The following is a 26,101-nucleotide window of genomic DNA, read 5'->3' as shown; positions in this document are numbered from 1 at the left end:
GATCAGGAGAGAACGCGCGGCAACCACAGCGCGATTTCGGGAAAGACCAGCAACAGCCCGACGGCCGCCAGATAGGCCAGCAGGAAAGGCATGACGCCGACGAACACATCGGTAATCGGCCCCGGTTTGGGCCGCATGCCCTGCAGCACATACATCACCGTGCCATCGGGCGGACTGATCTGCGCGATCTCCACCAGCATGGTGACGATGACGCCGAACCAGATCGGGTCGTAGCCCAGCGCGATGACCACCGGGAAAATCACCGGCACGGTGGTGATGATCATGGAGAAGCCCTCCATGAAGGTGCCCAGCGCGAAATACAGCCCGATGATGCAGAGCATGATGGCCCAGGGCGGCAGCGGCAGATCGGCGATCAGCCCGGCCAGCGCCTGCGGCACATTGATCGTCGTCAGGATGTAGTTCAGCAGATAGGCGCCGAAGATGATGAGGCCGAGCAGCGCCGTATTCCGCGCCGTCGCCTCGGCCGAGGCGTGCAGCATCCGGAAGGAAAGCCGGCCCTCCAACGCCGCGAAGAACATGGCGCCGGTGACACCCAGTGCCGCCGCCTCGGTCGGCGTGGCCAGCCCGGCATAGATGGAGCCGAGCACGAGCAGGATCAGCAGCAGCGTGGGCACCAGGTCCCGCAGCGCGCGCAGCTTCATGGCCAGCGGCAGCTTGGGCGGCTTCTCCATCGGGTGGCGCAGCCCGTGTGCGGCGATGAGCAGCAGGAACAGCCCCGTGACCAGCACGGAAGGCAGGAGTGCGGCGATGTAGAGCTGCCCCACCGAGGTTTCGGTGATCAGCCCATAGATGATGAAGGTGATGCCTGGCGGAATCAGATTGCCGAGCGCCCCGCCCGCCGCCAGCGACCCCAGGACCCAGCGCTGGTTGTAGCCCGTCCCCTGGAAATACGGCAGCGCGACCGAACCCATGGTGGCGGCCGTCGCCACACTCGAACCGCTGATGGCGCTGAACACCGCGCAGCTGACGATATTGGTGTGCAGCAAGCCCCCCGGCAGCCGGTTCAGCCAGACATTCAGCGCGCGATACAGCCGGTCACTCAGCCCGGCGCGCAGCAGGATTTCGCCCATCAGCAGAAACAGCGGCACGGCGACGAGCACGAAGTTGGAGGATGGCCCCCAGAGCGTCTGCCCCGCGAAATTCCACCAGGGCCGGTCGCTGAACAGAAAACCCGTGAGGAAGGCCAGAACCCCCAGCACGGCGGCGATGTAAACGCCGGAGCCGAAGAAGATGATGAAGATGCCGATCAGCATCAGGATCTCGGCGATCGGCAGCGCCTGCGCGCCGGAGGCGGCGGCGAAGACGAGAACGCCCAGCAGCCCCAGCAGGAAGACGATGGCGATCATGCCTGCCGCCCGCGCGCCATGGCCACGGCCTCCAGCGCTTCCTCCGTCTCGTCATTCAGTGTGCGCGAACCGAGCAGCGCATCCAGCCGGTCGCCCTCACCCAGCAGCAGGGCCAGCACGGATTCCAGCAGCAGCACGGCGCACATCAGCACGAAGGCGGAGATGCCGAAGGCCCAGATGCCCTGCGGGATGATCAGCGGCACGCGCAGCGCCGAATTGTCATGCGCGTCGAACAGCGCGCTCTCATCCACCAGTTCCCAGGCGGCCCAGGCGGTGAAGGCGGCGAAGCCGGCCAGCAGCAGCAACGAGAAGACGTGCAGCGGCGCGCGCCAGCGCAAGGGCAGCCGCGTCACCAGCACATCCACGCGGATATGCGCGCGGCAGGCCAGGGTATGCGCCAGCCCCCAGGCGATGCCGCAGGCCAGCATGTAGCCCGTGATCTCGACCGTGGCCGCGGAAGACACGCCAAACCCGTTGCGCCCCACGATATCGCCCGTGATGAAGAGCGCGCAGGCGATGTAGTTCCACCCCGCCACCCAGGCCATCACCGCCGCGAGGCGCGCGACCCCGCGGCGCAGCAGCGTTGCCGCCCGCAGCACCTAGCGCATCACCAGTTCGGACCGGCTCGTCCCAGCAGGCCGGAATGCCAGGAATGCCCGCGCGGACAACACCACGCCCTAACCGCCGAACCGAACGCCGGAGAGCGGTGCGACAACCTGGTTGTAGATCTCGCCGCAGCGCGCACCGCAGCGGCGCACCCAGCCGGGCAGCACCACCTGCTCGAAGATGCGGCGCGTCTCGGCACGGTCGGCGTCGCTCGCCTTCACTTCGGTCATCGGGCGGGTGGCCATGGTGTGGATGCGGCACCCCTCGCGGTTGCCGATGGCGCAATCAATGCCGTCACGCGTGGCGGCAAGGCCCAGCGCCCATTGCGCGTCGGCCACCTCGCGGAAGGTCTGCTCGATCAGCGCGCGCACCGGCGGCTCCAGCCGGTTCCACCATTGCAGGTTCACGATATAGGCCGCGACGGCCCAGCTCACCGGCATGTCGCTGATATGGGTGGCGACTTCCGGCCAGCGCGCGGCCACACCCGAGCCGGAGCCCGTGATGGCGCAATCCACCACGCCACGCTCCAGCGCCGAATAGACTTCAGGAAAGCCGATGGAGGTGGGCTGCGCGCCCACCGCGTTGAAGAAATCCACCAGGCTGTTGCCGAAGGTGCGCATCCGCCGTCCGCGCAAATCCGCGAGCGAGGTGAAGGGGGCGCGGCAGAACACCACCTGCGCCGGGAAGGGATACATCGCCAGGATGCGCGTGCCGAACCGCTCCAGGTCACGGTTGGCGACCGGCGTCATCGCATCGGCGATGCGCCGGGCGAGCGCGATATCCGGCGCCAGGCCCGAAAGATCCACGCCATCCAGGATCGGCACATCGCCCGAGAGCGTGGAGAGCGTGCCCGCCCCGATCTCCGCCTGGCCCGCCCGCACCAGGCGCACGATCTCGGAGCCGCCGAGATTGCGCTCGGCATGGCTGGCCAGCGTCACCTCGATGCGGCCGCCACTGCGCTCGCGCAGGCCATCGCGCAGCAGGCGCTGGTCCACCAGCACATATTGCGGCTGCGTCGGCAGCGGCTGCGTCACGGCGGTGATCGCGATGCGCGGCCCCGGCGGTATCGTCTGCGCCGTGGCGACAGAACTGATCAATCCGGCGCCAAGCAGCGCCGCCAAGCCCGTGCGGAACATATCGCCTCCTGTATGCAATGCTGGGCGCAGCATGGCATGGGCCCCGCCTGCCAACAGCCCAGGATGCATTACGTCCTGGTCATGTTGAGGGCCGCTGCCCCGCTGGGCGGCAATCGCGGCCCCTGATGCCCAAGCCTTGCGCGGCCCCGGGGCCTAGCCCGGCGGCAGCCGCAGGCCGGAAAAGCGGATCAGCCCATCGGGCGAGGGTTCAAACCCCGTCATCCGCGCGCGCAGCCCCCAGAACCAGCGGTAATGATAGAGGATCAGCATCGGCCGATCCGCCATCCATTGCTCCGCCGCCGCCTGGTAGAAGCCGCGCCGCGCCGCCATGTCGGTTGTCTGGCGGGCAGCGGTGAAGGCCGCATCCACCGCCGCGTTGCGGTAGAACATGCGGTTCAGGAAGCCGTCGGACGCGATCCAGAGCGCGATATTGCCATCCGGGTCCGCCCGGCCCGACCAGATGCCGAAGGAGACGTCATACCGCCCAGCCTCCGCCCGCGCGACCATGGCGGCGGATTCCAGCGTCTCGATCCGCATCTGGAAGCCCGCCTCGGCCGCCATGGATTGCATCACCTCGGCCACCTGCGCCTCGACCGGGCTATTGGGCACCAGCAGGGTGAAGGCCGGGTTGGGCTGCCCCGCCTCCCGCAGCAGGGCGCGCGCGCGGGCCACATTGCGCGCGGGTGCGGCCAGCGCCGCGAAGTGATAGGGCGCGCCCGGGGCCTCGGGCTGGTTGCTCGGCACAAAGAGCCCTTCCAGTGCCACGCGGTTGATCACCGCGCGATCCATGCTGAGCTCGAAGGCCTCCCGCAGCCTGGGGTCCCGCAGCGCGCCGGATTCCGTGTTGAAGTAGATGCCCTGATAGGCGATGGCCGTGGATTCCGCGATGGCGATCCGCGCATCCCGCCGGGCCCCCGCCACATCCGCGGGCGCCACGCGCTCGATCAGGTCGAGCTGGCCGGAGCGCAGGTTCAGCAGCCGCACCGTGCTGTCCGGCATGGGGCGCATGATGATGCGCTGCACATGGATATTGGCGGCGTTCCAATGCTCCGGCACGCGCTCCATCTCGATGCGGTCCTGGGCCACGCGGCGCGTCAGGCGGAAGGGGCCGGAGCAGACCGGCTCCTCGCCGATCCGCGCGCCAAGCCGGGCCAGCGCGGTGGGCGAGAGGATCATCCCCGCGCGATCCGACAGCACCGAGAGCAGCGGCGCATGCGGCTGGCTGAGGCGGATCAGCAGTGTGCGCGCATCAACCACCTCCACCGCCGTCACCGGCCGCAATTCCGCGCGGCGCACGGATTCCGGGGCGCTGCGATAACGGTCCAGGTTGATCTTCACCGCCTCGGCATCCAGGGCCGTGCCATCATGGAAGCGGCCATCGGTGCGCAGCGTCAGGCGCAGCGTGCGGCCGCCATCCTCCCAGGCCCAGGCGGTGGCGAGTTCGGGCCGGAAGCTGAGATCCGGCGCCACATCCAGCAGCCGGTCGCAAAGGGCAGTGAAGACCACGCGCTCGACGAAGGAGCCGGAGCGCGCGGGGTCCAGCACATTCGGATCGGCCCCCAGGCCGATGCGCAAGGTCTGCGCCGATGCGGGTGCGGCCAGCAGGGCCGCGCAGACCAGGAGCCAGCGCATCACGAACGCCCCCCATCCACCGAGAGGATCTGGCCGGAGACCCAATCCGAAGCCGGGTCGGCGAAGAACAGCACGGCGTTGGCGATATCCTCGGCCTTGCCGAGGCGGCGGCGATGGATGCCCTCCACCATGCGGGCCTGGCCTTCCGGGCCGTAGCTGTCCCACTGCTTTTGCGACGCAGGGTTGGAGAGGATGAAGCCGGGTGCCACGCTATTGGCGGTGATGCCATGCCGTCCGAATTCAAAGGAAAGCTGCTTGGTCAGCCCCACCAGCGCGTGCTTGGCCGAGGTATAGGCCTGGATGCCCGTCAGGCTCGGCCGCAGCCCTGCGCCGGAGGCGATGGTGATGATGCGCCCCTGCCCCGCCTTCTGCATCACGGGTGCCGCGGCTTGCGCGCACCACAGCGTGCTCTCCAGATTGGCCTGGAAGATCACGTGCCAGTCAGCTTCGCTGATTTCGCTGAGCGGCCGGCCGACCTGCCCGCGCACGCCGCCGGCGCAACACACCAGCACATCCACGCCACCCTCGGCTGCCGCCATCTCCGCCACCACGCGATGCACCTCGGCCCGCTGCGAGAGATCCAGCGCGCGGCGCTGCACCGCCAGGGCCGTGGCAAGCCCGGCCGCATCCCGGTCCAGCGCCCAGACCCGGGCCCCCTGTTCGGTGAAGGCCCGCGCCACCGCCTGGCCAATCCCCTGGGCGGCACCGGTGACGAGGATGCGGCTGTTTTCAAATCTCAACGGCATAGGGCCAGCACCTCATCCAGGGCGTCCCAGGATTGGGCGCGCGTGCCATCTTCGATCTCGTGGATCAGCGCCACAAGCTTGCCGATGGCCGGCGTTGCCACGCCATGCGTGGCGCCGATCTCCGCGATGATGGCGATCTGTGCATCCACCTCCGTCCGCCGCTTGCGCACGGCGAGGTCCCGCCAGATGCCCGAATGCGTCTTGGCCCCATGGCGGTTGAAATCCGCGAGCAGGGCGACGGAGGCGCGCGCGGCGGCTTCAGGGGCTTCCGGCATGAAGGCCGTGGGGTCGAAGCCATTGAAGCCGAGCGGCGTGACGCCTTCGGCGCGGGCCACGGCCATCACCTCCCGCCCCAGCGTGTTCCAGACGGGGAAGTAGCGCGCATCGTCGAAATTCTCGGTCATCGAGGCATTGTCGAGTGCGGTGCCGAACAGCATCGCGCCATAGGCGAGCTTGCCCCAGAGATAGCCCCAGATATTGTCCGTCAGCACGGCATCCGGCTCGAAGATCGAGAGCGTGGCATGCATGGCGCGGGCGCGTTCGCTGATGCGGCCATCAATCTCGCCCACCACCACGGCGGCGCGATTGCCGAACAGGATGCGCCCCGGCGAGAGCCAATCCGCGCCGAAATTCACGAAGCAGCCCATGGTGCGCGCGGCACCGACCTCGGCCGCGATGGCGCGCTCATTCAACCCGTTCTGCGCCGAGAGCACGAAGCCATCCTGCGCGAGGTGGGGCTTGAGGGCGGCGGTCGCGGCCACCGTATCCTGCGCCTTCACCGCCAGGATGATGCGGCGATAGGTGCCCGAGACAGCGCCCGGCGTCACCGCGCGCACGGGTTGCGTGAAGCTCTCCACCGGGCCTTCGATGCTGAGGCCATGGGCGTTCATCGCCGCCACATGCGCCTCTACCTGGTCCACCAGCAGCACATCCTGGCCAGCGCGCGCCAGATAGGCGCCGAGCGTGCCGCCGATGGCGCCCGCCCCCCAGATCAGGATCGTGTCACTCATGTCCAGCCATCCCGGAGGATGTCGCGCGTTTCTTCAACCGCCTCTCGCCAGATATCCAGCATCTCCTCATCCGGCCGCTGATAGACGCCGCCGAAATTGCCATCGCCCAGCAGGCGCAGCACTTCGGTGGGCGGCAGGCTGCGCAGGCGGTCCAGATCCACCATGGGCTTCCGGCCTTCGGGCTGGGCCAGGTTCGCCAGCCGCGTCCAGGGGAAATTCTCCATCCAGGAGGCATGCGAGGCGACAGGATCATGATGCATCACCCGCGCCAGGGTGCGCGGCGCATTCCACCAATTGTGGAAGCGGATGCGGCAATCGCCATGCGCGCCCATGAACTCCAGCGCCGCCGCCTGGGACGGCGTGTTGCCGCCATGCCCGTTCACCAGGAGGATGCGCCGGAAGCCGGTGCGATACAGGCTGTCCAGCACATCATGCACCACCCGCGCATGCGTCTCGGCCCGCAGCGAGACAGTGCCGGGATAGGCCATGAAGCTCGGCGTGATGCCATAGGCCAGGGCTGGAAACACCGGCACGCCGAGCGGTTCCGCCGCCTCGGCCGCCACACGCTCGCTGAGGATGCTGTCCACCGCGAGGCTCAGATAGGCGTGCTGCTCGGTGCTGCCGAGCGGGACCACGCAGCGATCATCCGATGCAAGCCAGGCTTCGACCTGCATCCAGTTCATATCGGCGATTTTCATGGCGCGCGGCTCAGCGGGCCACGGGGACGATATCCATCGCCAGCGTATCCTCATCGGCCCGCGCCCGCACCAGGTTCACCCGGTCCCGCCGCATCGCCCAGGCCGAGGTGATGGAGGTAAGCGGCAGCGAAACCCGCAACGCGTTGAAGCGGGCCCCCACCTGCTGGAGCAGTTGCTCGCGCCTGGCCGTATCCAGTTCCACCGCGGCCTGCTGGATCAGCGTGTCCAGCTCGGCATCGGAGAATTGGCGCCAGTTGAAGGCGCCGAGGCGCAGGCCAGGATTGTTGCTGTGGCCGACGGAGGAATAGGTGTAATGCGCCTCGCCCGTCAGCGTGCCCCAGCCTGCCATGACGGCCGAAAGCTCACCCCGCGTGCGGGCGGGAAAGAGCACCGCCGCCGGCTGCCCCGCTGCCTGCACTTCGAGACCCACGCGCGCCAGCATCTGCGCCATCGCCGTGCCCACGCCGCGATCGCCCGGCAGGCGGTCATTGGTGAAGCTCAGTGTGAAGCGGAAGCCCTGCGGGAAGCCCGCCTCGGCCAATAACTGGCGGGAGCGCGCGAGATTGGGCGTGGGAATCGGCAGGGCCGGGTTGAAGCCGAAGATGCGCGGCGTGACCATCTGGCCCTGCGGCGCACCGAGGCCCTCCATCGCCACCTCGGCCAGGACGCGGCGGTCGAGTGCCAGATCCACCGCCTCACGCACGCGGGGGTCGCGGAAGGGATTGGCGGCCAGGCGGGAGCCATCACGCGCACTCACCTGCGGCGTGGGCTCACGGAAATCGAATTCCAGGTTGAAGACATAGACAGTATCGGCCTTCACCAGGCGCAGGCTCGCATCGCGCTCCATGGTCGGCACATCGGCGGCGGGCACGCGGACGATCATGTCCACCTGGCCAGTGCGCAGCTGGGCCACGCGCGCCGCGTCATTGGGGATTTCCCGCCGCACATGCCGCGCCCAGGGCTGCCGCCCGCCCCAGTAATTGTCGTTGCGCTCCAGAATAAGCTGCTCGCGCGGGGTCCAGGAGACGAAGCGATAGGGCCCGGTGCCGATGGCCGCGCGGCCGGAATTGAACGCCTCATTGGCATCCTGCGGCGTCAGATTCGCCGTCGCGCGGGCCGAGGTTATGAAGAGGCGGATGAAGTCGTTCGGCAAGGTGGGGGCCGGGCCATCGGTGATGACGCGGATCGTCAGCGGGTCCACGATCTGCACATCCTGCACCCGCCGCACATAGATGCGCGTGGGGTTGGGGCCCGAGAGCGTCTGCATCCGCCGGATCGAGGCCGCGACATCCTCGGCCGTGAAGGGCGAGCCGTCATGGAAGGTGACGCCGGCGCGCAGCTTGAACTCCCAGGTGGTGGCATCCACCGCCCGCCAGCTTTCCGCCAGGCCCGGTTCCAGCTGCAACTGGTCCCCGGACCAGACGAGCGTGTCGAACACATGCTTCAGCGCCTCGGCCTGGGTGCCGGTCGCGGTGAAATGCGGGTCAATCGAATCGGGGCCCGCGCGCACCCCAAGCGTCAGGGTTTGGGCATTTGCCGTAACGGCGAGCAATGAGAGGCCTGCCGCGAGGGCGAGGCGCCTGACATCATGGAGCATGGCTGGTTGTCCCGGTGGCGATTTGCCGTCACATGCTAGGAAGGTCCCGCACCCGCTGTCCATGGCCCAGAAGGGGTTTGATGCCCGGCTACATCCTGCAACGCCTGCTGCAATCCATGCTGGTCATGCTCGCCATGTCGGCACTGGTCTTTGCCGGCGTCCATGCCATCGGCAATCCGATTGACCTGCTGATCTCGCCCGATGCGACGCAGGACATCCGCGCCGCGGCCATCGCGCATTACGGGCTGGACCAGCCGCTCTGGCGGCAATACTGGGCGTTTCTCGGCCGCCTTGCCCAGGGGGATCTGGGCCGTTCGCTGGTCTTCAACATCCCGGTGACGGAGCTGGTGTTCAGCCGCCTGCCCGCCACGCTGGAGCTTGCACTTTCCGCCGTGCTGATCGGCGCGCTGCTGGGCATTCCACTCGGCATGTGGGCGGGCTACCGGCCGGAAAGCCCGGTCTCACGCCTCATCATGGCGATTTCCGTGCTGGGATTTTCGGTGCCGACCTTCTGGGTGGGGCTGATCCTGATCCTCACCTTCGCGGTCAATCTCGGCTGGCTGCCCGCCGGCAATCGCGGGCCGACGGTCGAGCTATTCGGCATCGGCTGGTCCTTCCTGACCTGGGAGGGGCTGCGCTTCATGCTGCTGCCGGCCCTCAACCTCTCGCTGTTCAAGCTGGCGCTGATGATCCGCCTGGCGCGCGCCGGCACGCGGGAGGTGATGCTGAGCGATACGGTAAAATTCGCCCGCGCGGCCGGCCTCTCGGAATGGAGCATCCTGCGGCATCATGTGCTGCGGCTGATTTCCATCCCGCTCGTCACCGTGTTCGGCCTGGAATTCGGCTCCACCCTCGCTTTCGCAGTGGTGACGGAGACGATCTTCTCCTGGCCCGGCGTGGGCAAGCTGATCATCGATTCCATCACCTCGCTCGATCGGCCGGTGATGGTCGGATACCTGGTGCTGGTGGCCTTCCTCTTCGTCACGCTGAACCTGATCGTGGACCTCACCTACGCGCTGCTCGACCCTCGCCTGCGGCGCGCGGCATGAGGCGCTTCTGGTCCGAATACGCCGAGAACCGGGTGGCGCTGCTGGCGCTGATCGTCGTCCTCGCCATCATCGCCGCCGCCCTGCTGGCGCCCTGGATCGCCCCGCAGGACCCTTATGACCTGGCGGCACTCGATCTGCTTTACGCGCGCCGCCCGCCGGGCACCGTGAATGACGAGGGCATGGTCTTCTGGCTCGGCACAGATGCGCAGGGGCGGGACCTGTTCTCCGCCATCCTGCATGGCTTGCGGATTTCGCTGGCGATGGGCCTCGCCGCTGGCGGCCTCGCGCTCATCATCGGCGTGACGCTCGGCATTCTGGCCGCCCATGCGGGGGGCTGGGTGGAGAATGGCGTGATGCGCGTGATGGACCTGCAACTCTCCTTCCCGCCCATCCTGCTCGCGCTGGTGCTTGTCGCGGTGCTGGGCCAGGGCAAGCTGCCGCTGATCGTGGCCCTGGTCACCGCGCAATATGCCTATTTCGCGCGCACCGCCTATGGCGCCGCGACGGCCGAGCGGCAGAAGGACTACATCGAGGCCGCGCGCGCCACGCCGCTTTCCGGCTGGCGGATCGTCTTCGTCCACATCCTGCCCAATTGCCTGCCGCCGCTGCTGGTGGTGGCGACGGTGCAGGTGGCCAATGCGATCGCGCTGGAGGCCACGCTCTCCTTCCTGGGCCTCGGTCTGCCGCCGACCGAGCCCTCGCTCGGCATGCTCATCGCCAATGGCTTTCCCTACATGATGAACGGGCGGAGCTGGATTTCGGTCTATCCCGGCGTCGCGCTCATCATCCTCATCGTCGCGATCAACCTGGTGGGGGATCAGCTGCGCGACCAGTTCAACCCGCGGCTGCGGCGATGAGCATTCTTCCCGCGGCAAGGCCGCACGCCCTTCTCGAAGTCCGTGACCTGCGGACGCATTTCCTGACCCGTGCCGGCGCCGCGCGCGCGGTGGATGGCGTCTCCTTCGCGCTGGAGCGCGGCGAAATCCTGGGGTTGGTGGGCGAAAGCGGCTCGGGCAAATCCGTCACCGGGTTTTCGCTGATCGGCCTGGTGGACCCGCCCGGGCGCATCATCGGCGGCAGCATCCGGTTTGACGGGCAGGAGCTGGTGGGCCTGGCCGCGCCGGCCATGCGGGAATTGCGCGGCAAGCGCATCGCCATGGTGTTCCAGGACCCGGGTGCCACGCTCAACCCCGTGCTCACCATCGGCCAGCAGATGGTGCTCGCCGTGCGCGCGCATGCCGCCATGACCGAGGCCGCCGCCCGGGCGCTCGCGGCGGATCGCCTGACGCGGCTTGGCATCCCCGAGGCCGTGGCGCGGCTGGATGCCTACCCGCATGAATTCTCCGGCGGGATGCGCCAGCGCGTGGCCATCGCCATGGCGCTGCTGCACGCGCCCAATCTCATCATCGCCGATGAACCCACCACCGCGCTGGATGTCTCCATCCAGGCGCAGATCCTGGTCGAGATGCGCAGCCTCGCGCGGGAAAGCGGCACGGCGATGATCTGGATTTCGCATGATCTAGCCGCCATCTCCGCCGTGGCGGACCGGGTGATGGTGATGTATGCGGGCCGTATCGTGGAATCCGGCCCGGTCGGCGCCACGCTGCAAGCGCCGCTGCACCCCTATACGCGCGGCCTGCTGGACAGCCTGCCCGCCATGGCCGAGCCCGGCGCGCGGCTGCACCAGATCCCTGGCAATACGCCGGCCCTGCTCTCGCTGCCGCCTGGCTGCGCCTTCGCGCCCCGCTGCCCCCGCGCCGATACCGCCTGTGGCACCGACCCGCCGGTCGTGCAGCTGGGCGGGCGCATGGCGCTGTGCCACCACCCGCTGGCACCCGGCGCATGACGCCGCTGCTGATCGCCGAGGGCGTGACGCGCCGATTCGCGCGCAAGCCCACATGGGGGGACCGCATCGCGGCCGCCTTTGGTGCCGGGACGGATCGCCGCGCGCTGCAGGCCGTGACCGATGTCTCGCTGGCCATCCAGAAGGGTGAGACGCTGGGGCTGGTCGGCGAAAGCGGCTGCGGGAAATCCACGCTGGGGCGCATGCTGGCCGGGATCATGGCCCCAAGTTCCGGCCGGGTGCTGCTGGATGGCGCATCGCCCATGCGCGGCGGCCACAAGATCACCACGCGCATCCAGACGGTGTTCCAGGACCCCTTCGCCTCGCTCAACCCACGCCGGCGCATCGGGGACAGCATCGCCGAAGGCCCCATCGCGCATGGGCTGGTGAGCCGTGCGGCCAGCGGCGCGCTGGTTTCGGATTGGCTGGCGCGGGTCGGGCTGGACCCGGCTTTCGCGCAGCGCTTCCCGCATCAATTCTCGGGCGGGCAGCGGCAGCGCGTGGCGATTGCGCGTGCGCTGGCCATGCAGCCCGATCTGCTGATCTGCGATGAGCCCGTCGCCTCGCTCGATGTCTCGATCCAGGCGCAAATCCTGAACCTGTTTCTCGATCTGCGGCGGGATCTGGGGCTGACCTGCCTGTTCATCTCGCATGATCTCGGCGTGGTGCGGCACGTCTCGGACCGGGTGGCGATCATGTATCTGGGCCGCATCGTGGAATCGGGCACGGCCGCGCGCATCTATGCCGCACCGGGGCACCCCTATACGCGCGCCCTGCTGGATTCCTCGCCCAAGCTGGGCCAGGCGGCGGCGCTGAAGCCGATCGCGGGGGAATTGCCCTCCCCCCTCGCCCCGCCTCCGGGCTGCGCGTTTCATCCGCGCTGCCCCATCGCGACGGAATTGTGCCGGCGGGAACGGCCGGTGCTAGCCGCGCGCGCCGATGGCGGGCTGCTGGCCTGCCACCACGCCTAGATTTCCGGGGCGCTCACCCCAACCGCGGAATCATAGTGGCGGGGCGAGGGCCGGGCTTCAGGCGCAATTGAGCCGCAGCAACTGCCGCACCGAGCTCTCCGGCATCCCCGGGCTCAGCATATTCGCCACGATGATGGTGGTGCGGCTTCCGGCGGTCAGGCTCCAGCGCTGGCCGGCCAGGAAATCCTGCATCACCGGGCGGGCCGAAAAGCTTGCCGTAAAACTGACCGGGGTGGTGGAGATGTTGCGCAGCCCCACGCTCAGCGTCACCCATTCGCTGCCGCCGCGCTGGTTCGGGTCACGCGGCACGCGCTGCGTGCCGTAGCTCACGCTGTCCACCGCCAGCAGGCCGGCCGCCACGCAATCCTGCGCGGGGGCCGGAGCCTGGGCCCGGGCCAGCCCGGGCAAGGCAAGACAGAGTGCGAGGGCCCATGGGGCCAGGGAGAAAAAGCGTTTCACGTTGCTAAACTCCGGTTTGGGTTCAGGCGGTGATCCTGCCCAAACCCCGCCACCCGCGCGATAGCTTTGTGCCGATGGCGCCGATCGGCCGCGCCGAAAGGCATGCGGACCCACCCCATCCGGGCGGAATAAGCGCGGCCGGCCCTTGCGAAGGCACCACTGCCTGGAGCTTGTTCCGTTCGCCAGGGCTCACCACACAATCCCTGGCCCATCGATTTTCGAGCATCCTTATCCGTGAAAGCGATCCCGTTTGAACGGATGAGGCGCTAACGGCGCGCGGCCCGGCGCGGGTTGCGGCAGGCGGCGTTGACGAAGACATCCATGAAGCTGCCGGTCCCCACATCGCGGCTGCCACTGGGCCCGCGGGCCGGCTCGCGCAGCGCCTCATCCACCGCATTGCGCTGGGTGTACCAGATGCCGAGGATCGGGCTCCAGCCATGCGGATCGCAGCGGAAATCCGCCAGATACGCCGCACTGCGCGCGGTGCCGCCCGTCTCGGGCAGGCGAATGGGCTCCAGCAGATTGATCACCATCCAGGCGCGCCGCGTCCCATCCGGGCTGATCACCACCTCCGAGGCGACGAAGGCTTCTGCCATGCGCGCGCCCCGCGTCAGGGGAATGCGGCGCCAGGCCCGGCGCGGCGCCATGGCGAGGCCGGGCGGCTCGGCCGCCGGGGCCGCGGGCTCGGCGGCGGGGATGGCCGGCGGGCTCGCGATCAGGGGCGCCACGGTCTCGCAGCCCGCCAGGATGAGGGGCGCCAGCATCAAAAGCATCACCGCCGCGCTGCGCGAAATCGCCATCGCCCATTCCCCCCTATGTCGGGAATGACGCTCCCACGCGCAGGCCGTTGCGTGAAGATGATTCGCAACCCGCCATGGCGGCTCAGAGCGCGACGACCAGATCCACCTCCACCAGGGCGCCGAGCGCGAGGCCCGTGACGCCCACCGTGGTCCGCGCCGGCAGCCCGCCCTCGGGGAAGCTGGTTTCCCAGATGGCGTTCATCGCGGCGTAGTCCCGCGCGAAATCCGTCAGGTAGATGCGCGCCATCACCGTGCGCTCCCAGGCGGCACCGCATCCGGCCAGCACGGCCTTCAGATTGGCGATGACCTGCTGCGTCTGGGCTTCGATCCCGCCCGCCACGCAGCGGGTGTTGTCGGCCGGGTCGGTCGGCATCTGGCCGGTCACGAAGAGGAAATCCCCGGCGCGCACCGCGTGGCTGAAGGGAGCGACGCGCTTGGGGCCGTCGCTCAGCACGAAGCGCGTGATCTCCAGGCTCACAGGCCTCGCTCCGCGCGGGTCGCGGCCAGGTCATCCTCACGGAAGGCAGCGAGAATCTGCGGCACGCCCTCCTGCGGGGTGAAGCCCAGGGCGCGCGCCCGCGTGGCGGTGAATTCGGCCGGCCAGCCGCCGACAATGCCGGCAATGGCCGCATCCGGCTCACGCTTCACCAGGGCCCGCTCGGCGGGGCTGAGCGCGGCCAGCATCTCGCCCACGCTGACGGCCAGCCCAGGCGGGTTGATCCCGCGATCCACCCCGAGCGGGGCGGTCTCCATCACCGCCGCGTGGAACAGCCAGTCCACCGCGCGGCGGGGCGAGCAGACCCAGACGCGGAAATCCTCGCCGACCGGCAAGGGCGTCTCAAGCCCCAGCAGAGGCTCCCGCAGGATGGCCGAGAAGAAGGAGGAGGCCGCCTTGTTCGGCCGCCCCGGGCGCACGATCACCGTGGGCAGGCGGATCGAGACGGCATCCAGGAATCCCTTGCGGCTGGCATCCTGCAACAGCAGCTCGGCGGCGGCCTTCTGCGCGCCGTAGGAATTGGTCGGGATCTGCCGGGCATCATCGGGCAGCAACGCCGCCTGCCCGCCGCCGAAGCTTGCGACGCTGGAGGTGAACAGCACGCGCGGCGGGGCGGCCAGGCCGTGAATCGCCGGTCCAGCAAGCTTCCGGCAGGCTTCGATCACCGTAAGCGTGCCGTGCAGATTCACCCGCATGCCGAGATCGAAATCCGCCTCGGCCGCCGCACTCACCACGGCGGCGAGGTGGACGACGAGCGAGGTTCCGGGCGGGATGGCGGCCGAGACATCGGCCAGGCTCGCGACATCGCCGCCCAGGCAGGTCACCGGGAAGGGTGCTGCCAGCGGCCTCGGGGCCGCCAGGTCGAACAGGACCAGGCTGGTGACGGGCTGGCCGCCCAGATGGCCCTCCGCGGCGAGCCGCTCGGCGAATTTGCGGCCAAGGAAACCCCCGCCGCCCAGAATGGTGATTTGCATGGGGGCAGATTGCCCCCGGGCGCGCGTCCCGCCAAGCTCACGCCCCATGCACCCCTTTCGCCTGGTCCTGAACCGCCATCACGGCACCCCCGGAATCATCGTCCTGCCCGAGGGCGGCTATCGCCGGGCGCGGCGGGAAATCACCAGCTGGCCCGGCTATGCGCCGACGCCCCTGCATGCGCTGGACATCCCGGGCGTCGCCTCGGTGCATTTCAAGGATGAGAGCGGGCGCTTCGGCGTGGGCAGCTTCAAGGCGCTGGGCGGCGCCTATGCCGTGTGCAAGCTGCTGGGGGCCGAGCTGGCCCGCCGGGGCACGGCGAACAACGCGAGCGGTGCTGCGCTGGAATCCGGCCAATACGCCCACGCCACCGGGCAGATCACCGTCACCTGCGCGACGGACGGCAATCACGGCCGCTCCGTTGCCTGGGGGGCGCAGCGCTTTGGCGCCAGCTGCGTCATTTTCGTGCATGAAAATGTCAGCCAGGGCCGGCGGGACGCCATCGCCCGCTTCGGCGCCGAAATCCGCGTGGTGCCGGGCAATTACGATGACAGCGTGCGCGCCGCCCAGAATGCCGCCGACGAGCATGCCTGGTTCGTGATCAGCGACACCTCCTACCCCGGCTATACCGAGCCGCCGCGCGATGTGATGCAGGGCTATCGCCTGATGGCGGAGGAAGCCATCACCCAGATGGCCGGCGTGGTGCCCACCCATGTCTTCGTCCCCTGCGGGGTGGGCGGCGTGGCGGCGGCTGTCGCGGTGCAGCTGCGCGCCATGTGCGGCACCGCCCCGCGCCTGATCCTGGCCGAGCCCGAGGAAGCCGCCTGCCTGACCAACAGCCTGGAAGCGGGCGAGCTGCGCGTGGTGACCGGCGCGCTGGACACCCTCATGGCGGGGCTGGCCTGCGGCGAGCCCTCCCTGCTCGCCTGGCAGGAGCTGGAGCGAAGCGCCTTCGCCGCCCTCACCGTGCCCGATGCGGTGGTGGGCCCGGCCATGCGCGCGCTGAAGGCCCAGGGCATCGAGGCTGGCGAATCGGGCGTGGCGGGGCTGATCGCCCTTGAAGGCGCGCTGGCCGAGCCGATGGCGGGCGCGCTGCTGGGCCTGACGCCGGAAAGCCGGGTGCTGATCTTCGGCACGGAGGGCGCCACGGACCGGGCGCTGTATGACGAGCTTACAGCGGATTAACCCGCTTCACGGAACTGCCATTTTAGTGTCACATGGGGGCAATGATGGGGGCTTAGGCGCCACCCATCGAAAACACGCGGGAGAGCCCATCATGTTGCGTCGCACACTCGGCAAGGCCGTTCTTGCTGCCCCCCTGGCTGCCCCCTTGGCCGCACCTGCACTGGCGCAGGGCGGCCCGATCGAGATCTCCTTCTGGCACGGCCTGGCCCAGCCGCTGGGCGGCCTGCTTGAAGAAATCGCCACCGAATTCAACGCGAGCCAGCCGCGCTTCCGCGTGGTGAGCAGCTTCCGCGGCTCCTACCCCGAGACGATGGTGGCCGCGATTGCCGGCTTCCGCTCGGCCACGGCGCCGCACATCGTGCAGATGTTCGAAGTGGGCACCGGGACGATGATGGCCGCTGGCCGCGCCATCAAGCCGCTGCATGAATTGCTGCGCGAAACCGGCGTGACCATTCCCTTCGACGACTACCTGCCCGCCGTGCGCGGCTACTACTCGCTGGCCGATGGCCGGATGATGGCGATGCCGTTCAACTCCTCCACGGCGGTCATGTTCTACAACAAGGACGCCTTCCGCCGCGCCGGGCTGAACCCCGATGTGGCGCCCAAGACCTGGGCCGAACTGCGCGCCGCGGCCACCCGCCTGAAGGCCGCGAATGTCGAAATCCCCGTCACCACCGCCTGGCCGACCTGGACGCAGATCGAGCAGATGAGCGCGATCCACAATACGCCGCTCGCCACCCTCGACAACGGCTTCGGCGGACTGAACGCCGAGCTGCGGATCAACAACCCGCTGATGGTGCGGCACATCAACGCGCTGATGGAAATGGGCCGGGAGGGCACCTTCCGCTGGGGCGGGCGCGATGCGGCGGGCGATGCGCTCTTCGCCAATGGCTCGTCCGGGATGGTCTTTGCCTCCTCGGGCGCGCGGGCGCGCTTTGTGCGGGAATTGCCGGGCGGCATTGCCAATCTGGGCGTCGCCATGCTGCCTTATTATGATGATGTGCAGGGTGCGCCGATCAACTCCATCATCGGGGGTGCGGCCTTCTGGGCAATGAATCGCGGGCCGAACGCCACGCGCTCGGCCGATGAGAATCGCGGCATCGCGGAGTTCTTCGCCTATCTGGCGCAGACCCGCGTGGTGGCGAACTGGCACACGGCGACGGGCTTCCTGCCCGTCACCAAGGCAGCCTTCGAGCAGGTGAAGACGACCGGCTTCTACACGCAGAACCCGGGCGCCGATATTCCGATCGAGCAGCTGCTGCGCGGCGGCGGTCAGATGACGGGCAGCAGCCGCGGCATTCGCCTGGGCGGCTTCGTCGAAATCCGCACCGCGATGCAGGAGGAGATGGAGCGGGCACTGCAGGGCCAGCAGACGGCGCAGCAGGCGATGGACAATTCAGTGACGCGCGGGAATGTCGTCCTGCGGAATTTCGAGCGCACGAACCGCGGGTGAATTGAGGGGCGTTGCCCCTCAAACTCCACAGCAAGAACCTCGGGTTCTTGCATCTCCGATGAGTGATGGTGGGTGTGGGAGGGCTGGGCCCTCCCACGGAAAGGATGACATGGAAAAGAAGGTCTACTTCCGGGGCATTGCCCTGCCCTACCTCCTGCTCCTGCCTCAGATCATCGTCACAGGACTTTTCTTCTTCTGGCCGGCCGCGCAAGCCGTGCGGCAATCCTTCCTGCGTGAGGATGCCTTCGGCCTCTCCAGCCAATTCGTCGGCTTCGAGAATTTCACCGATGTGCTGAGCGACCCGACCTGGTTGGATTCCGCCTTCCGCACGCTGCTGTTTTCGTCTTCCGTCGCGATCCTGGCGCTGGCCTCGGCACTGTTTCTCGCTGTGCAGGCGGACAAGCACATCCGCGGCGCGAACACCTACAAGACGCTGCTGATCTGGCCCTATGCCGTCGCACCCGCCATTGCGGCCGTGCTCTGGCTCTTCATGTTCCACCCGAATATCGGCATTTTCGGCCGCGCGCTGAACGCGATGGGCATCCCCTGGAACTACAAGCTGAATGGCGACCAGGCGATGCTGCTGATCATCCTGGCCGCCGCCTGGAAGCAAGTGAGCTACAACTTCATCTTCTTCCTGGCCGGGCTGCAGAGCATTCCGAAATCCGTGCTGGAAGCCGCCGCGATTGATGGCGCCCGGCCGATGCGGCGCTTCTGGACGGTGGTGTTCCCGCTGCTCTCGCCCACCGCGTTTTTCCTGCTGGTGGTGAACCTCGTCTACGCCTTCTTCGACACCTTCGGCATCATCCACTCGCTCACCCAGGGCGGGCCCGGCAAGGCCACGGAAACGCTGATCTACCGCGTCTATACCGATGGCGTGATGAACCTGAATTTCGGCTCCAGCGCCGCGCAAAGCGTGATCCTGATGATCCTGGTCATCGTGCTGACCATGGTGCAGTTCCGCTATGTCGAGCGGAAGGTGCATTACTGATGGCCGCCAAGCTGGACATCAACCTGCTGGCCGACCGCACGCGCCGCCGCCAGCGGCGGGAGGCGATGGTCACGCATCTGTGCCTCATCCTCGGCGTGCTGATCTTCGCCTTCCCGATCTACCTCACCATCATCGGCTCCACCCATGATGTGAACACCATCGGCCGTGGCGATGTGCCGCTGCTGCCGGGTGGGGAGGGTGCCGCCAATTACAGCCAGGCCTGGGGTGTTGGCGGCGGCCGCTTCATGGGCGTCCCGGCGGGTGTCATGCTGTTCAACAGCATCATCATGGCGGTCTGTGTGGCGGTGGGGAAAATCGCCATCTCGCTCACCTCGGCCTACGCCGTGGTGTTCTTCCGCTTCCCGCTGCGCATGCTGTTCTTCTGGCTGATCTTCATCACGCTGATGCTGCCGGTCGAGGTGCGCATCATTCCCACCATCCAGGTGATGGTGGACCTCAACATGACCAATTCCTACCAGGGGCTGATCGTCCCGCTGATCGCCAGCGCCACGGCGACGCTGCTGTTCCGGCAATTCTTCCTCACCATCCCCGATGAATATGTGGAAGCCGCCAAGATTGATGGCGCGGGACCCATCCGGTTTTTCCTGGATGTGATCCTGCCGCTCAGCCGCACCAATGTGGCGGCGCTGTTCGTCATCCTCTTCATCTATGGCTGGAACCAGTATCTCTGGCCGCTGCTGATCGTGAATGACCGCAGCATGGAAACCATCGTCGTCGGCCTCACCAAGATGATCGGCAGCGGGGATTCGCAGAATGAATGGAATGTGATCATGGCGACGGCGGTGCTGGCCTTGCTGCCGCCCATCGCCGTGGTGGTGCTGATGCAAAGATGGTTCGTGAAGGGCCTGACGGAGACAGAAAAGTAATGGCCACGCTGACCCTTCGCGACATCAAGAAATCCTTCGCGCAAACCCCCGTTCTGCATGGCGTGGACCTCGAAGTCCGTGATGGCGAGATGATCGTCATCGTCGGCGCCTCGGGCTGCGGAAAATCCACCCTGCTGCGCATCGTGGCCGGGCTGGAAACCGCGACCTCGGGCGATGTCATCATTGACGGCCAGAATGTGACCCCCCTGGAGCCGGCCGATCGTGATGTGGCGATGGTGTTCCAGAACTACGCGCTCTATCCGCATATGAGCGTCTTCCAGAACATGGCTTACGGCCTGAAAATCCGCGGCATGCCCAAGGACCAGATCGTGAAGCGCGTCGATGAGGCCGCAACACTTCTGGGCATCGGTGCCCTGCTGGAGCGCAAGCCGCGTCAGCTTTCGGGCGGGCAGCGGCAGCGCGTGGCCATGGGCCGCGCCATCGTGCGCAACCCCAAGCTGTTCCTGTTCGACGAACCCCTCTCCAACCTCGATGCGAAGCTGCGGGTGCAGATGCGGGCCGAAATCCGCCAGCTCCAGAAGCGCCTGCACGTGACCAGCCTCTTCGTCACGCATGACCAGGTGGAGGCGATGACGCTGGGGGATCGCCTGGTGGTGATGCATGCAGGCCACGCCGCGCAGATCGCAACCCCCATGGAAATCTGGGAAAAGCCCGCCGATACCTATGTGGCGGGCTTCATCGGCAGCCCTTCGATGAACTTCCTGCCGGCCACTCTGATGGAGGGTGGGGGTGCGGCGCGGCTCGACGGCAACGGGCTTGTGCTGCCCTTCCAGGATGGGGCGCGCGCCGGCGCGCCCGGCCGCAAGCTGACGTTGGGCATCCGGCCGGAGCATCTGCGCATCGGCCAAGGCGGGCTCGACCTGCTGGTGGATCTGGTGGAGCCGCTGGGTGGGGAGAGCGTGCTGCACGGCAAGCTGCCGGACGGCACGCCGCTGACGGCGCGCCTGCAAGGGGCCAGCTATCACGACGGCCCGATGGGCGTGATCCTGCCGCTGGAATCGCTGCATGTGTTTGATGGCGAAACCGGCAAGAGGATTGAAGCCGGGCGCTGAAGCCCCCAATCTCCCGGGTAATCAAACGGGAGACCACGTTCCATGCTTCGTCGCCATGCGCTCGCCATGGGCGCACTCGCGCCCTTCGCCGCCCGCGTTCCAGCCGCCACGGCCCAAACCGCCACTGACTGGCCCCATGCGCCGGTGCGCTTCATCGTCCCCTTCGCCGCGGGTGGCCCCACCGATATTCCGGCGCGCATGATCGCGGAGGAGATGTCCAAGGTACTGCCCAACCGGATCGTGGTGGAAAACCGCACCGGCTCGGGCATCATCATCGGCACGGATCTGGTGGCCAAGGCGCCGAAGGATGGGCTGACGGTGCTCTACACCACGGTCGGCCACGCCGTGGTGCGCGCGCTGTTTGACCGCGTGCCCTTCGATCCCATCGCGGATTTCACGCCGGTGGCACTCGTCGGGCAAATCCCGATGATCATGATGGTGAACAACGCCTTCCCGGCGCGCACCCTGCCGGAGCTCATCGCCCTGGTGCGCGCCAACCCTGGCCGCTACGACTATGCCAGCAGCGGCAATGGCGGCGCCGTCCACCTGGCCTCCGAGCTGTTCCTGCACATGGCGGGCGGCCCGCAGGGCCCCTTGCGGATGAACCACATCGCCTTCCGCGGCTCCTCGGCGGCCATGCCCGATGTGCTGGCCGGCCGCATTCCGATGATGCTGGACGTCGCGGCCGCCACCATTCCCTATATCCAGCGAGGTGAGCTGCGCCCGCTGGCGATCTCGACGCGCGCGCGCAGCCCGCTGGTGCCGCAGATCCCGACCTTCATCGAGCAGGGTGTGGCCGATTACGAGGCCTATACCTGGCATATGGTGCTGGTGCCCTCGGGCACGCCCGCCCCCATCGTGCGCGCCATCAATGCCGCCGTGAACCGCGCCGCATCGCTGGAGAATATCCGCACCCGGCTGACCGAGATGACCATGCAGGTCGTCACCGACAGCACGCCGGAAAGTGCCGCCGCCTTCCTGCGCGCCGAGATCGGCAAGTGGGAGCCCATCATCCGTGCCGCCGGCATCAAGGTGGAGTAGAAAAATGGCCGCTTATCTGATTGCCAACATCACCGTGAATGACCCGGCGCGCTTCGCCGATTACCGGGACCAGGTGGCGCCGATGATCGCAGCCCAGGGCGGGCGCTACCTGATCCGCGGCGGTGCGGTGACGGTGGTGGAAGGCGAGCCCGGCTTCAACCGCATCGTCGTGCTGGAATACCCGAGCATGGAGGTGCTGAAGCGCTTCTATCACGGCCCCGAATACGCCCCGCTGATCGCGCTGCGCCAATCCTGCACCATCTCCCACGTGGCCCTTGTGGAGGGCTACGCGGGCTGATCATCGGGGGGCGGCAGCGCCCCCGCTCACCCTGGCTTGGCGTTGTCGCGCTCGATCATGAGCTTGCGGGCTGCCTCCGGGATGGGCGTGCTCGCACCATCCTGGACGCAGACCAGCAGCGCCTTGCACTCGAAGCACAGGCCGTTCTTCCACATCGCGTATTCATGCACGAAGCTGGTGTTGCGCAGGCTGGGCACGCGCAGCGTCAGCAGCACGTCATCCTCGAAGCCCAGCGCCCGGATGTAGCGCGCCTCCAGCTTGGCGACGACCGGCCCTGGCTGGTCCGCCCGGAGCACCTGGCCGAGGGAGCGCCAATGCTCCACGCGCAGATCCTCGAACATCACCAGATAGGCCGCGTGGTTCACATGGCCGTAGAGGTCGCATTCGGCCCAGCGGATGCGGTGGCGCACCGCGATGTTCCATTCGCCCTCGACGCCGAATTCTTCCAGCAGCGATCCGTGCATGCGTGCTCTCCTCTGTTGCAGCGCAAGCTGGACGAAAACCCGGCTTGCATCCACCCTCATGCTCCAAGGCAGCGGGGAGAGAGGCATGCGGCGCAGAACGCTTCTGGCGGTGGGGGGGCTTGCCGTCCCGGCCGTCGCGCGGGCGGCCTGGCCGCTGGACCGGCCGATCGAGGTGATCATCCCCTTCCCGCCCGGCGGCGGCGTGGACCAGATGGGGCGCCTCGTCGCGCACCACCTGCCGCGCCATCTGCCCGGCGCGCGCACCGCCGTCATCAACCGCCCCGGTGCCGGCGGGCAGATCGGCTTCGAGGTGCTGTTCAACGCGGCCCCGGATGGCTTCACCATCGGTGCCGCCACCAACACCGCCATGCACGCCATCGCGATCGAGCGGCGCCCGCGCTACCGGCCGGATGAATTCACCCTGCTGGCCAATGTGGTGGATGATCCCGGCGCCTTCTGGGTCACCGCCCGAAGCCCCTGGCGCACGCTGGAGGATCTGCGCCAGGCCGCGCGCGGCCGCCCGGGCGAGATCGGCGTGGGGACGGCGGGCATCGGCTCGGATGACCATATGCTGCTGCTGGCCTTCGAGGCCGCGGCCGGCGTGAATCTGCTGCATGTGCCCTATGCGGGCACCGCGCCGATCCAGCGTGATCTCCTGGTCGGCACGCTGCCCATCGGCGCCTTCAATGGCAGCGAGGCGCTGAACCTGCTGCGCGATGGGCGCATCCGGGGCCTGGCGCAGGGTGGGCCCGAACGCTGGGCGCCGCTCGGCTCCGTGCCGACCTTTCGCGAGGCGGGGCTGGACGTGCTGGGCGGCTCCTCACGCGGGATCGCGGGCCCACCCGGCCTGCATCCGGAAATCACCCTGCAATATGAGCTGGCCTTCACGGCCATGCTGGCCGATGCCGATTTCCTGCGCGACGCGGCGACCCAGGGCTTCCCGATGCGCCCGCTGGTCGGCCGCGCCTATCGGCAGATGATGGCGGCGGATTACGCGGGGCTGCGGGGGCTGTGGGAGCGGCGGCCCTGGCGGGAATAGGTCTGCCGCAGCGCCCGCTCTTTGGGTGTTGGCGGGCTGACGCTCGCCAGGGAATGGCTTCGCCCCGGGGGTTCTTTCGCAGCACGCTTGGCCGGTAAAGACGGCGCTTGCTTCCGTGCTCCCCGCCGTCGCACCCTCCCTGCAAAACAGGGAGGACATCATGATCCAACGTCGCGCATGGCTCGCGGGGGGCGCAGCAATGCTGGCCCGTCCCAGCCTGGCCCAGGCGGCCTGGCCCGCCGAACGCCCCGTCGAGGTCATCGTCCCCTTCCCCGCCGGCGGTGGGGTGGATGTGATGACGCGGCTGATCATGCCCATCGTGGCCGCGCAGATCCCGGGGCTGCGCCATATCGTCACCAATCGCAGCGGGGCCGCGGGGCAGATCGGGCTGGAAGCCACCTTCAACGCCGCCCCGGATGGCTACACCCTGGGCGCCACCACCCTGCCCGCCCACAACGCCATCCCGATGGAGCGGCCCACGCGCTTCCGCGCGATGGATTTCACCTTCCTCGCCAATATCGTCGAGGATGCGAACTGCTTCTATCTGCGCGCCGACAGCCCCATCACCACCCTGGCCGATCTGATCGCCGCCGCCCGCGCCCGGCCCCGGCAGATGACCTATGCCACCACCGGCGTCGGCTCGGATGATCACCTCTTTATGCTGGCCTTCGAGCAGGTGGCGAATATCCCGCCGCTGATCCATGTGCCCTTCGCGGGGGCCGCACCGCTGATCCCGCAACTGCTGGGCGGCCATGTGGATGTGGCGGCGATCAATGTGGGCGATGCGTTGCAGCTCAAGCGGGAGGGGCGCCTGCGCATCCTGGCGCAGGCCAGTGCCACGCGCTGGAGCGAGGCCGCCGATGTGCCGACCTTTCGCGAGCTGGGGCTGGATATCCTGCATGGCGCAGCGCGCGGCATCGTCGGCCCGCCCGGCCTGCCGGCCCCGATCACGGAGCGCCTGACCCAGGCCTTCGCGGTGGCGATGCGCGATGGCGATTTCCTGCGCGAGGCGCAGCGGCAATTCATGCCGCTCAATCCCCTCTCAGGCGGCGAATACCGCGCCATGGCCCAGCGCACGGAGGGCCAGCTGCGCGCCCTGTGGCAGCGGCGGCCCTGGCGGGAGTGAGGCGGGGGCTTGCGGCGCTGGCACCCAAAGTTCTGGCCGTACACAGCCGTAGCGGTTGAAAATGCACGGTCGGCATGATCCCAAGGCGGGTCATGCGCCCATGCACGGCGCGCGAAAACCCGCCGTGCATGGCATCGCGCATTGCTATGGCGGCGCATCTTGCGGGCGCTGCCGTGGTGGCTGGCGCTGGTTCCGCTCGCAAGGGCGCACGGTACAATCTCCAGCCCCCTGCTATCCAAGCAACCTGATCCGCCCCAACGAAATCGCTTGAACGGATGACGCTTCAGAAGCGCCGGTTCAGCGTCAGCGTGGCCCCCTGCGTGACCAGCCCGCCGGAGGAATTGCCGATCAGCGCGCCCGTGGTGATCGCGCCCGCAGGACCGTTGGGGTTGCTGAAGGTGCTGTAGTAATTCCCCGCCTGACGTTGCGTGGCCGAGGCGGTGTAGGTGAAGTCCAGAAACCAGGAGGGGGTCACGAAATACGTGGCGCCCACCACCAGCATGGCCCCCCAGACCCAGCCGGAACTGGAGAAATTCTGCGGTGCGCCCGAGATATCGCTGCGGTTCCCGTTGATGTCGGCAAAGCCGATCAGGCCATTCAACTGGGTGTTGAGCCGCGTCAGCGTCGGCCCGGCACCCAGATAGAGAAAGCCCCGCTCATAGGAACGGCCCAGGAATGGCGTCAGCGCCACCTGATGCTCGGACCGCGTCTGATAGGAGCGCACCACGCCATTGCCCAGGAAGGGGACCGTCAGCCCGCTTTGGGTATAGGTATAGGCGCCGGCTTGCGGCAGCAGCGCATTGGGCGTGGTGGCGGTGGTACCGAGATAGCTGTAGCCGGCCTTCACACCCCAAAGCCAACGGCTTTCCGCGAAGTTCTGATAGTAGCCGATCTGGGCCGAAGGCGCGAAGCCGACCTCACTCCCCATCGGCACCCGCGCCGGCCCCGCGGCCGATCCGCTCGAGACCCGGACGCCGTTCTGATAAACATCCGACAAGCCCAGCGCATAGACATTCTGCGTCCCGAAATTCGTGACGTTGAGACTGCCGCCGGCACCGATATAGAGGCCATGCGTCGGGACTGCGAATTCAGCCCCGCTGCCCTGCGCCGCGGCCTCTGGAATGCTCGAAATACATATACTGAATAAACATGAAGCCATGGA

At 68.0% G+C, this 26,101-nt stretch carries 27 protein-coding genes; 13 read left to right on the top strand and 14 right to left on the bottom strand.

Features of this window, described 5'->3' with window-relative positions; genetic code table 11:
• Positions 1-2: 2 nt before the first annotated feature.
• From LHU95_RS10730 to LHU95_RS10695, 8 genes are all read right to left on the bottom strand, one after another.
• Positions 3-1,367 carry a TRAP transporter large permease gene (locus LHU95_RS10730; RefSeq protein ID WP_248711353.1) on the bottom strand — a complete coding sequence of 455 codons (1,365 nt, stop codon included), beginning with the start codon at positions 1,365-1,367 and terminating at the stop codon, positions 3-5.
• Positions 1,364-1,966 (bottom strand): TRAP transporter small permease, encoded by a 603-nt coding sequence (locus tag LHU95_RS10725; RefSeq protein WP_248711352.1) that lies wholly within the window; start codon positions 1,964-1,966, stop codon positions 1,364-1,366. The genes LHU95_RS10730 and LHU95_RS10725 overlap by 4 nt, the downstream gene beginning before the upstream one ends.
• A 78-nt stretch (positions 1,967-2,044) precedes the next feature.
• Entirely contained in the window at positions 2,045-3,109 is a 1,065-nt protein-coding gene (locus LHU95_RS10720; RefSeq protein ID WP_248711351.1) for a TRAP transporter substrate-binding protein, read from the bottom strand.
• A 153-nt stretch (positions 3,110-3,262) separates the two neighbouring features.
• Positions 3,263-4,741 (bottom strand): ABC transporter substrate-binding protein, encoded by a 1,479-nt coding sequence (locus LHU95_RS10715; protein WP_248711541.1) that lies wholly within the window; start codon positions 4,739-4,741, stop codon positions 3,263-3,265.
• Positions 4,741-5,487: an SDR family NAD(P)-dependent oxidoreductase gene (locus LHU95_RS10710; RefSeq protein WP_248711350.1), complete on the bottom strand. Its 747-nt coding sequence runs from the start codon at positions 5,485-5,487 to the stop codon at positions 4,741-4,743. Before LHU95_RS10710 ends, LHU95_RS10715 begins: the two co-directional genes overlap by 1 nt.
• Positions 5,478-6,497 carry a 2-dehydropantoate 2-reductase gene (locus LHU95_RS10705; protein WP_248711349.1) on the bottom strand — a complete coding sequence of 340 codons (1,020 nt, stop codon included), beginning with the start codon at positions 6,495-6,497 and terminating at the stop codon, positions 5,478-5,480. Before LHU95_RS10705 ends, LHU95_RS10710 begins: the two co-directional genes overlap by 10 nt.
• Complete coding sequence (locus LHU95_RS10700; protein ID WP_248711348.1) at positions 6,494-7,195, bottom strand: creatininase family protein; 702 nt, start codon at positions 7,193-7,195, stop codon at positions 6,494-6,496. The genes LHU95_RS10705 and LHU95_RS10700 overlap by 4 nt, the downstream gene beginning before the upstream one ends.
• 10 nt (positions 7,196-7,205) lie before the next feature.
• Positions 7,206-8,792: an ABC transporter substrate-binding protein gene (locus tag LHU95_RS10695; protein ID WP_248711347.1), complete on the bottom strand. Its 1,587-nt coding sequence runs from the start codon at positions 8,790-8,792 to the stop codon at positions 7,206-7,208.
• An 80-nt stretch (positions 8,793-8,872) separates the two neighbouring features.
• Between LHU95_RS10695 and LHU95_RS10690 the strand changes: the two genes are divergently transcribed.
• From LHU95_RS10690 to LHU95_RS10675, 4 genes are read left to right on the top strand one after another with little or no spacing between them, the layout of a single operon-like run.
• Positions 8,873-9,841, top strand: a complete 969-nt coding sequence (locus LHU95_RS10690; protein WP_248711346.1) for an ABC transporter permease — start codon at positions 8,873-8,875, stop codon at positions 9,839-9,841.
• Positions 9,838-10,698 (top strand): ABC transporter permease, encoded by an 861-nt coding sequence (locus LHU95_RS10685; protein WP_248711345.1) that lies wholly within the window; start codon positions 9,838-9,840, stop codon positions 10,696-10,698. The genes LHU95_RS10690 and LHU95_RS10685 overlap by 4 nt, the downstream gene beginning before the upstream one ends.
• Complete coding sequence (locus LHU95_RS10680; RefSeq protein ID WP_248711344.1) at positions 10,695-11,687, top strand: ABC transporter ATP-binding protein; 993 nt, start codon at positions 10,695-10,697, stop codon at positions 11,685-11,687. The genes LHU95_RS10685 and LHU95_RS10680 overlap by 4 nt, the downstream gene beginning before the upstream one ends.
• Complete coding sequence (locus tag LHU95_RS10675) at positions 11,684-12,655, top strand: oligopeptide/dipeptide ABC transporter ATP-binding protein (protein WP_248711343.1); 972 nt, start codon at positions 11,684-11,686, stop codon at positions 12,653-12,655. Before LHU95_RS10680 ends, LHU95_RS10675 begins: the two co-directional genes overlap by 4 nt.
• Before the next feature lie 57 nt (positions 12,656-12,712).
• Here the strand turns inward: LHU95_RS10675 and LHU95_RS10670 are convergent, their stop codons facing one another.
• The 4 genes from LHU95_RS10670 to LHU95_RS10655 form a co-directional block, all read right to left on the bottom strand.
• Positions 12,713-13,114: a hypothetical protein gene (locus LHU95_RS10670; RefSeq protein WP_248711342.1), complete on the bottom strand. Its 402-nt coding sequence runs from the start codon at positions 13,112-13,114 to the stop codon at positions 12,713-12,715.
• 266 nt (positions 13,115-13,380) lie between these two features.
• Entirely contained in the window at positions 13,381-13,878 is a 498-nt protein-coding gene (locus LHU95_RS10665) for a surface-adhesin E family protein (RefSeq protein WP_248711341.1), read from the bottom strand.
• 118 nt (positions 13,879-13,996) lie between these two features.
• Positions 13,997-14,392, bottom strand: coding sequence for a RidA family protein (locus LHU95_RS10660; RefSeq protein ID WP_248711340.1), 396 nt, complete (start codon positions 14,390-14,392; stop codon positions 13,997-13,999).
• A complete protein-coding gene (locus LHU95_RS10655) occupies positions 14,389-15,384 on the bottom strand; it encodes an NAD-dependent epimerase/dehydratase family protein (RefSeq protein WP_248711339.1) in 996 nt (331 codons plus the stop codon). Before LHU95_RS10655 ends, LHU95_RS10660 begins: the two co-directional genes overlap by 4 nt.
• A gap of 46 nt (positions 15,385-15,430) precedes the next feature.
• Between LHU95_RS10655 and LHU95_RS10650 the strand changes: the two genes are divergently transcribed.
• The 7 genes from LHU95_RS10650 to LHU95_RS10620 all read left to right on the top strand — a co-directional run bounded on the left by LHU95_RS10650 (position 15,431) and on the right by LHU95_RS10620 (position 22,310).
• On the top strand, positions 15,431-16,567 hold the full coding sequence (locus LHU95_RS10650) for a diaminopropionate ammonia-lyase (protein WP_248711338.1): 1,137 nt from the start codon (positions 15,431-15,433) through the stop codon (positions 16,565-16,567).
• A gap of 91 nt (positions 16,568-16,658) precedes the next feature.
• Complete coding sequence (gene ugpB, locus LHU95_RS10645) at positions 16,659-18,020, top strand: sn-glycerol-3-phosphate ABC transporter substrate-binding protein UgpB (protein WP_248711337.1); 1,362 nt, start codon at positions 16,659-16,661, stop codon at positions 18,018-18,020.
• Between the two features lie 109 nt (positions 18,021-18,129).
• The gene (gene ugpA, locus LHU95_RS10640; protein ID WP_248711336.1) at positions 18,130-19,011 is read left to right on the top strand and encodes a sn-glycerol-3-phosphate ABC transporter permease UgpA; all 882 of its coding nucleotides are present in this window, start codon (positions 18,130-18,132) and stop codon (positions 19,009-19,011) included.
• 65 nt (positions 19,012-19,076) lie between these two features.
• The gene (gene ugpE, locus LHU95_RS10635; protein WP_248711540.1) at positions 19,077-19,898 is read left to right on the top strand and encodes a sn-glycerol-3-phosphate ABC transporter permease UgpE; all 822 of its coding nucleotides are present in this window, start codon (positions 19,077-19,079) and stop codon (positions 19,896-19,898) included.
• Positions 19,898-20,971, top strand: a complete 1,074-nt coding sequence (ugpC, locus tag LHU95_RS10630; RefSeq protein ID WP_248711335.1) for a sn-glycerol-3-phosphate ABC transporter ATP-binding protein UgpC — start codon at positions 19,898-19,900, stop codon at positions 20,969-20,971. The genes ugpE and ugpC overlap by 1 nt, the downstream gene beginning before the upstream one ends.
• Before the next feature lie 42 nt (positions 20,972-21,013).
• Entirely contained in the window at positions 21,014-22,012 is a 999-nt protein-coding gene (locus LHU95_RS10625) for a tripartite tricarboxylate transporter substrate binding protein (RefSeq protein WP_248711334.1), read from the top strand.
• 4 nt (positions 22,013-22,016) lie between these two features.
• A complete protein-coding gene (locus LHU95_RS10620; protein WP_248711333.1) occupies positions 22,017-22,310 on the top strand; it encodes a DUF1330 domain-containing protein in 294 nt (97 codons plus the stop codon).
• A 26-nt stretch (positions 22,311-22,336) separates the two neighbouring features.
• Here the strand turns inward: LHU95_RS10620 and LHU95_RS10615 are convergent, their stop codons facing one another.
• Entirely contained in the window at positions 22,337-22,774 is a 438-nt protein-coding gene (locus tag LHU95_RS10615; protein ID WP_248711332.1) for a thioesterase family protein, read from the bottom strand.
• A gap of 85 nt (positions 22,775-22,859) precedes the next feature.
• Between LHU95_RS10615 and LHU95_RS10610 the strand changes: the two genes are divergently transcribed.
• Positions 22,860-23,813 (top strand): tripartite tricarboxylate transporter substrate binding protein, encoded by a 954-nt coding sequence (locus tag LHU95_RS10610; protein WP_248711331.1) that lies wholly within the window; start codon positions 22,860-22,862, stop codon positions 23,811-23,813.
• A gap of 160 nt (positions 23,814-23,973) precedes the next feature.
• Complete coding sequence (locus tag LHU95_RS10605; protein WP_248711330.1) at positions 23,974-24,939, top strand: tripartite tricarboxylate transporter substrate binding protein; 966 nt, start codon at positions 23,974-23,976, stop codon at positions 24,937-24,939.
• Positions 24,940-25,222: 283 nt separating this feature from the next.
• Here LHU95_RS10605 and LHU95_RS10600 read toward each other — a convergent pair whose 3' ends face one another.
• Positions 25,223-26,098, bottom strand: coding sequence for an outer membrane beta-barrel protein (locus LHU95_RS10600; RefSeq protein WP_248711329.1), 876 nt, complete (start codon positions 26,096-26,098; stop codon positions 25,223-25,225).
• Positions 26,099-26,101 lie beyond the last annotated feature (3 nt).

Source organism: Sediminicoccus sp. KRV36, assembly GCF_023243115.1.
Classification (GTDB): Bacteria; Pseudomonadota; Alphaproteobacteria; order Acetobacterales; family Acetobacteraceae; genus Roseococcus.
The sequence above is the reverse complement of the archived record's forward strand: the minus strand, read 5'-3'. Positions and strand labels throughout refer to the sequence as shown.

Coding starts and splice junctions, on each gene's coding strand:
- LHU95_RS10710 (WP_248711350.1), bottom strand. CDS start 5,487: ATGCCGTTGAGATTTGAAAACAGCCGCATCCTCGTCACCGGTGCCGCC.
- LHU95_RS10610 (WP_248711331.1), top strand. CDS start 22,860: ATGCGGCGCAGAACGCTTCTGGCGGTGGGGGGGCTTGCCGTCCCGGCC.
- LHU95_RS10690 (WP_248711346.1), top strand. CDS start 8,873: ATGCCCGGCTACATCCTGCAACGCCTGCTGCAATCCATGCTGGTCATG.
- LHU95_RS10600 (WP_248711329.1), bottom strand. CDS start 26,098: ATGGCTTCATGTTTATTCAGTATATGTATTTCGAGCATTCCAGAGGCC.
- LHU95_RS10665 (WP_248711341.1), bottom strand. CDS start 13,878: ATGCTGGCGCCCCTCATCCTGGCGGGCTGCGAGACCGTGGCGCCCCTG.
- LHU95_RS10695 (WP_248711347.1), bottom strand. CDS start 8,792: ATGCTCCATGATGTCAGGCGCCTCGCCCTCGCGGCAGGCCTCTCATTG.
- LHU95_RS10685 (WP_248711345.1), top strand. CDS start 9,838: ATGAGGCGCTTCTGGTCCGAATACGCCGAGAACCGGGTGGCGCTGCTG.
- LHU95_RS10675 (WP_248711343.1), top strand. CDS start 11,684: ATGACGCCGCTGCTGATCGCCGAGGGCGTGACGCGCCGATTCGCGCGC.
- LHU95_RS10730 (WP_248711353.1), bottom strand. CDS start 1,367: ATGATCGCCATCGTCTTCCTGCTGGGGCTGCTGGGCGTTCTCGTCTTC.
- LHU95_RS10625 (WP_248711334.1), top strand. CDS start 21,014: ATGCTTCGTCGCCATGCGCTCGCCATGGGCGCACTCGCGCCCTTCGCC.
- ugpC (WP_248711335.1), top strand. CDS start 19,898: ATGGCCACGCTGACCCTTCGCGACATCAAGAAATCCTTCGCGCAAACC.
- ugpA (WP_248711336.1), top strand. CDS start 18,130: ATGGAAAAGAAGGTCTACTTCCGGGGCATTGCCCTGCCCTACCTCCTG.
- ugpB (WP_248711337.1), top strand. CDS start 16,659: ATGTTGCGTCGCACACTCGGCAAGGCCGTTCTTGCTGCCCCCCTGGCT.
- LHU95_RS10650 (WP_248711338.1), top strand. CDS start 15,431: ATGCACCCCTTTCGCCTGGTCCTGAACCGCCATCACGGCACCCCCGGA.
- LHU95_RS10615 (WP_248711332.1), bottom strand. CDS start 22,774: ATGCACGGATCGCTGCTGGAAGAATTCGGCGTCGAGGGCGAATGGAAC.
- LHU95_RS10715 (WP_248711541.1), bottom strand. CDS start 4,741: ATGCGCTGGCTCCTGGTCTGCGCGGCCCTGCTGGCCGCACCCGCATCG.
- LHU95_RS10700 (WP_248711348.1), bottom strand. CDS start 7,195: ATGAAAATCGCCGATATGAACTGGATGCAGGTCGAAGCCTGGCTTGCA.
- LHU95_RS10655 (WP_248711339.1), bottom strand. CDS start 15,384: ATGCAAATCACCATTCTGGGCGGCGGGGGTTTCCTTGGCCGCAAATTC.
- ugpE (WP_248711540.1), top strand. CDS start 19,077: ATGGTCACGCATCTGTGCCTCATCCTCGGCGTGCTGATCTTCGCCTTC.
- LHU95_RS10605 (WP_248711330.1), top strand. CDS start 23,974: ATGATCCAACGTCGCGCATGGCTCGCGGGGGGCGCAGCAATGCTGGCC.
- LHU95_RS10705 (WP_248711349.1), bottom strand. CDS start 6,497: ATGAGTGACACGATCCTGATCTGGGGGGCGGGCGCCATCGGCGGCACG.
- LHU95_RS10720 (WP_248711351.1), bottom strand. CDS start 3,109: ATGTTCCGCACGGGCTTGGCGGCGCTGCTTGGCGCCGGATTGATCAGT.
- LHU95_RS10620 (WP_248711333.1), top strand. CDS start 22,017: ATGGCCGCTTATCTGATTGCCAACATCACCGTGAATGACCCGGCGCGC.
- LHU95_RS10680 (WP_248711344.1), top strand. CDS start 10,695: ATGAGCATTCTTCCCGCGGCAAGGCCGCACGCCCTTCTCGAAGTCCGT.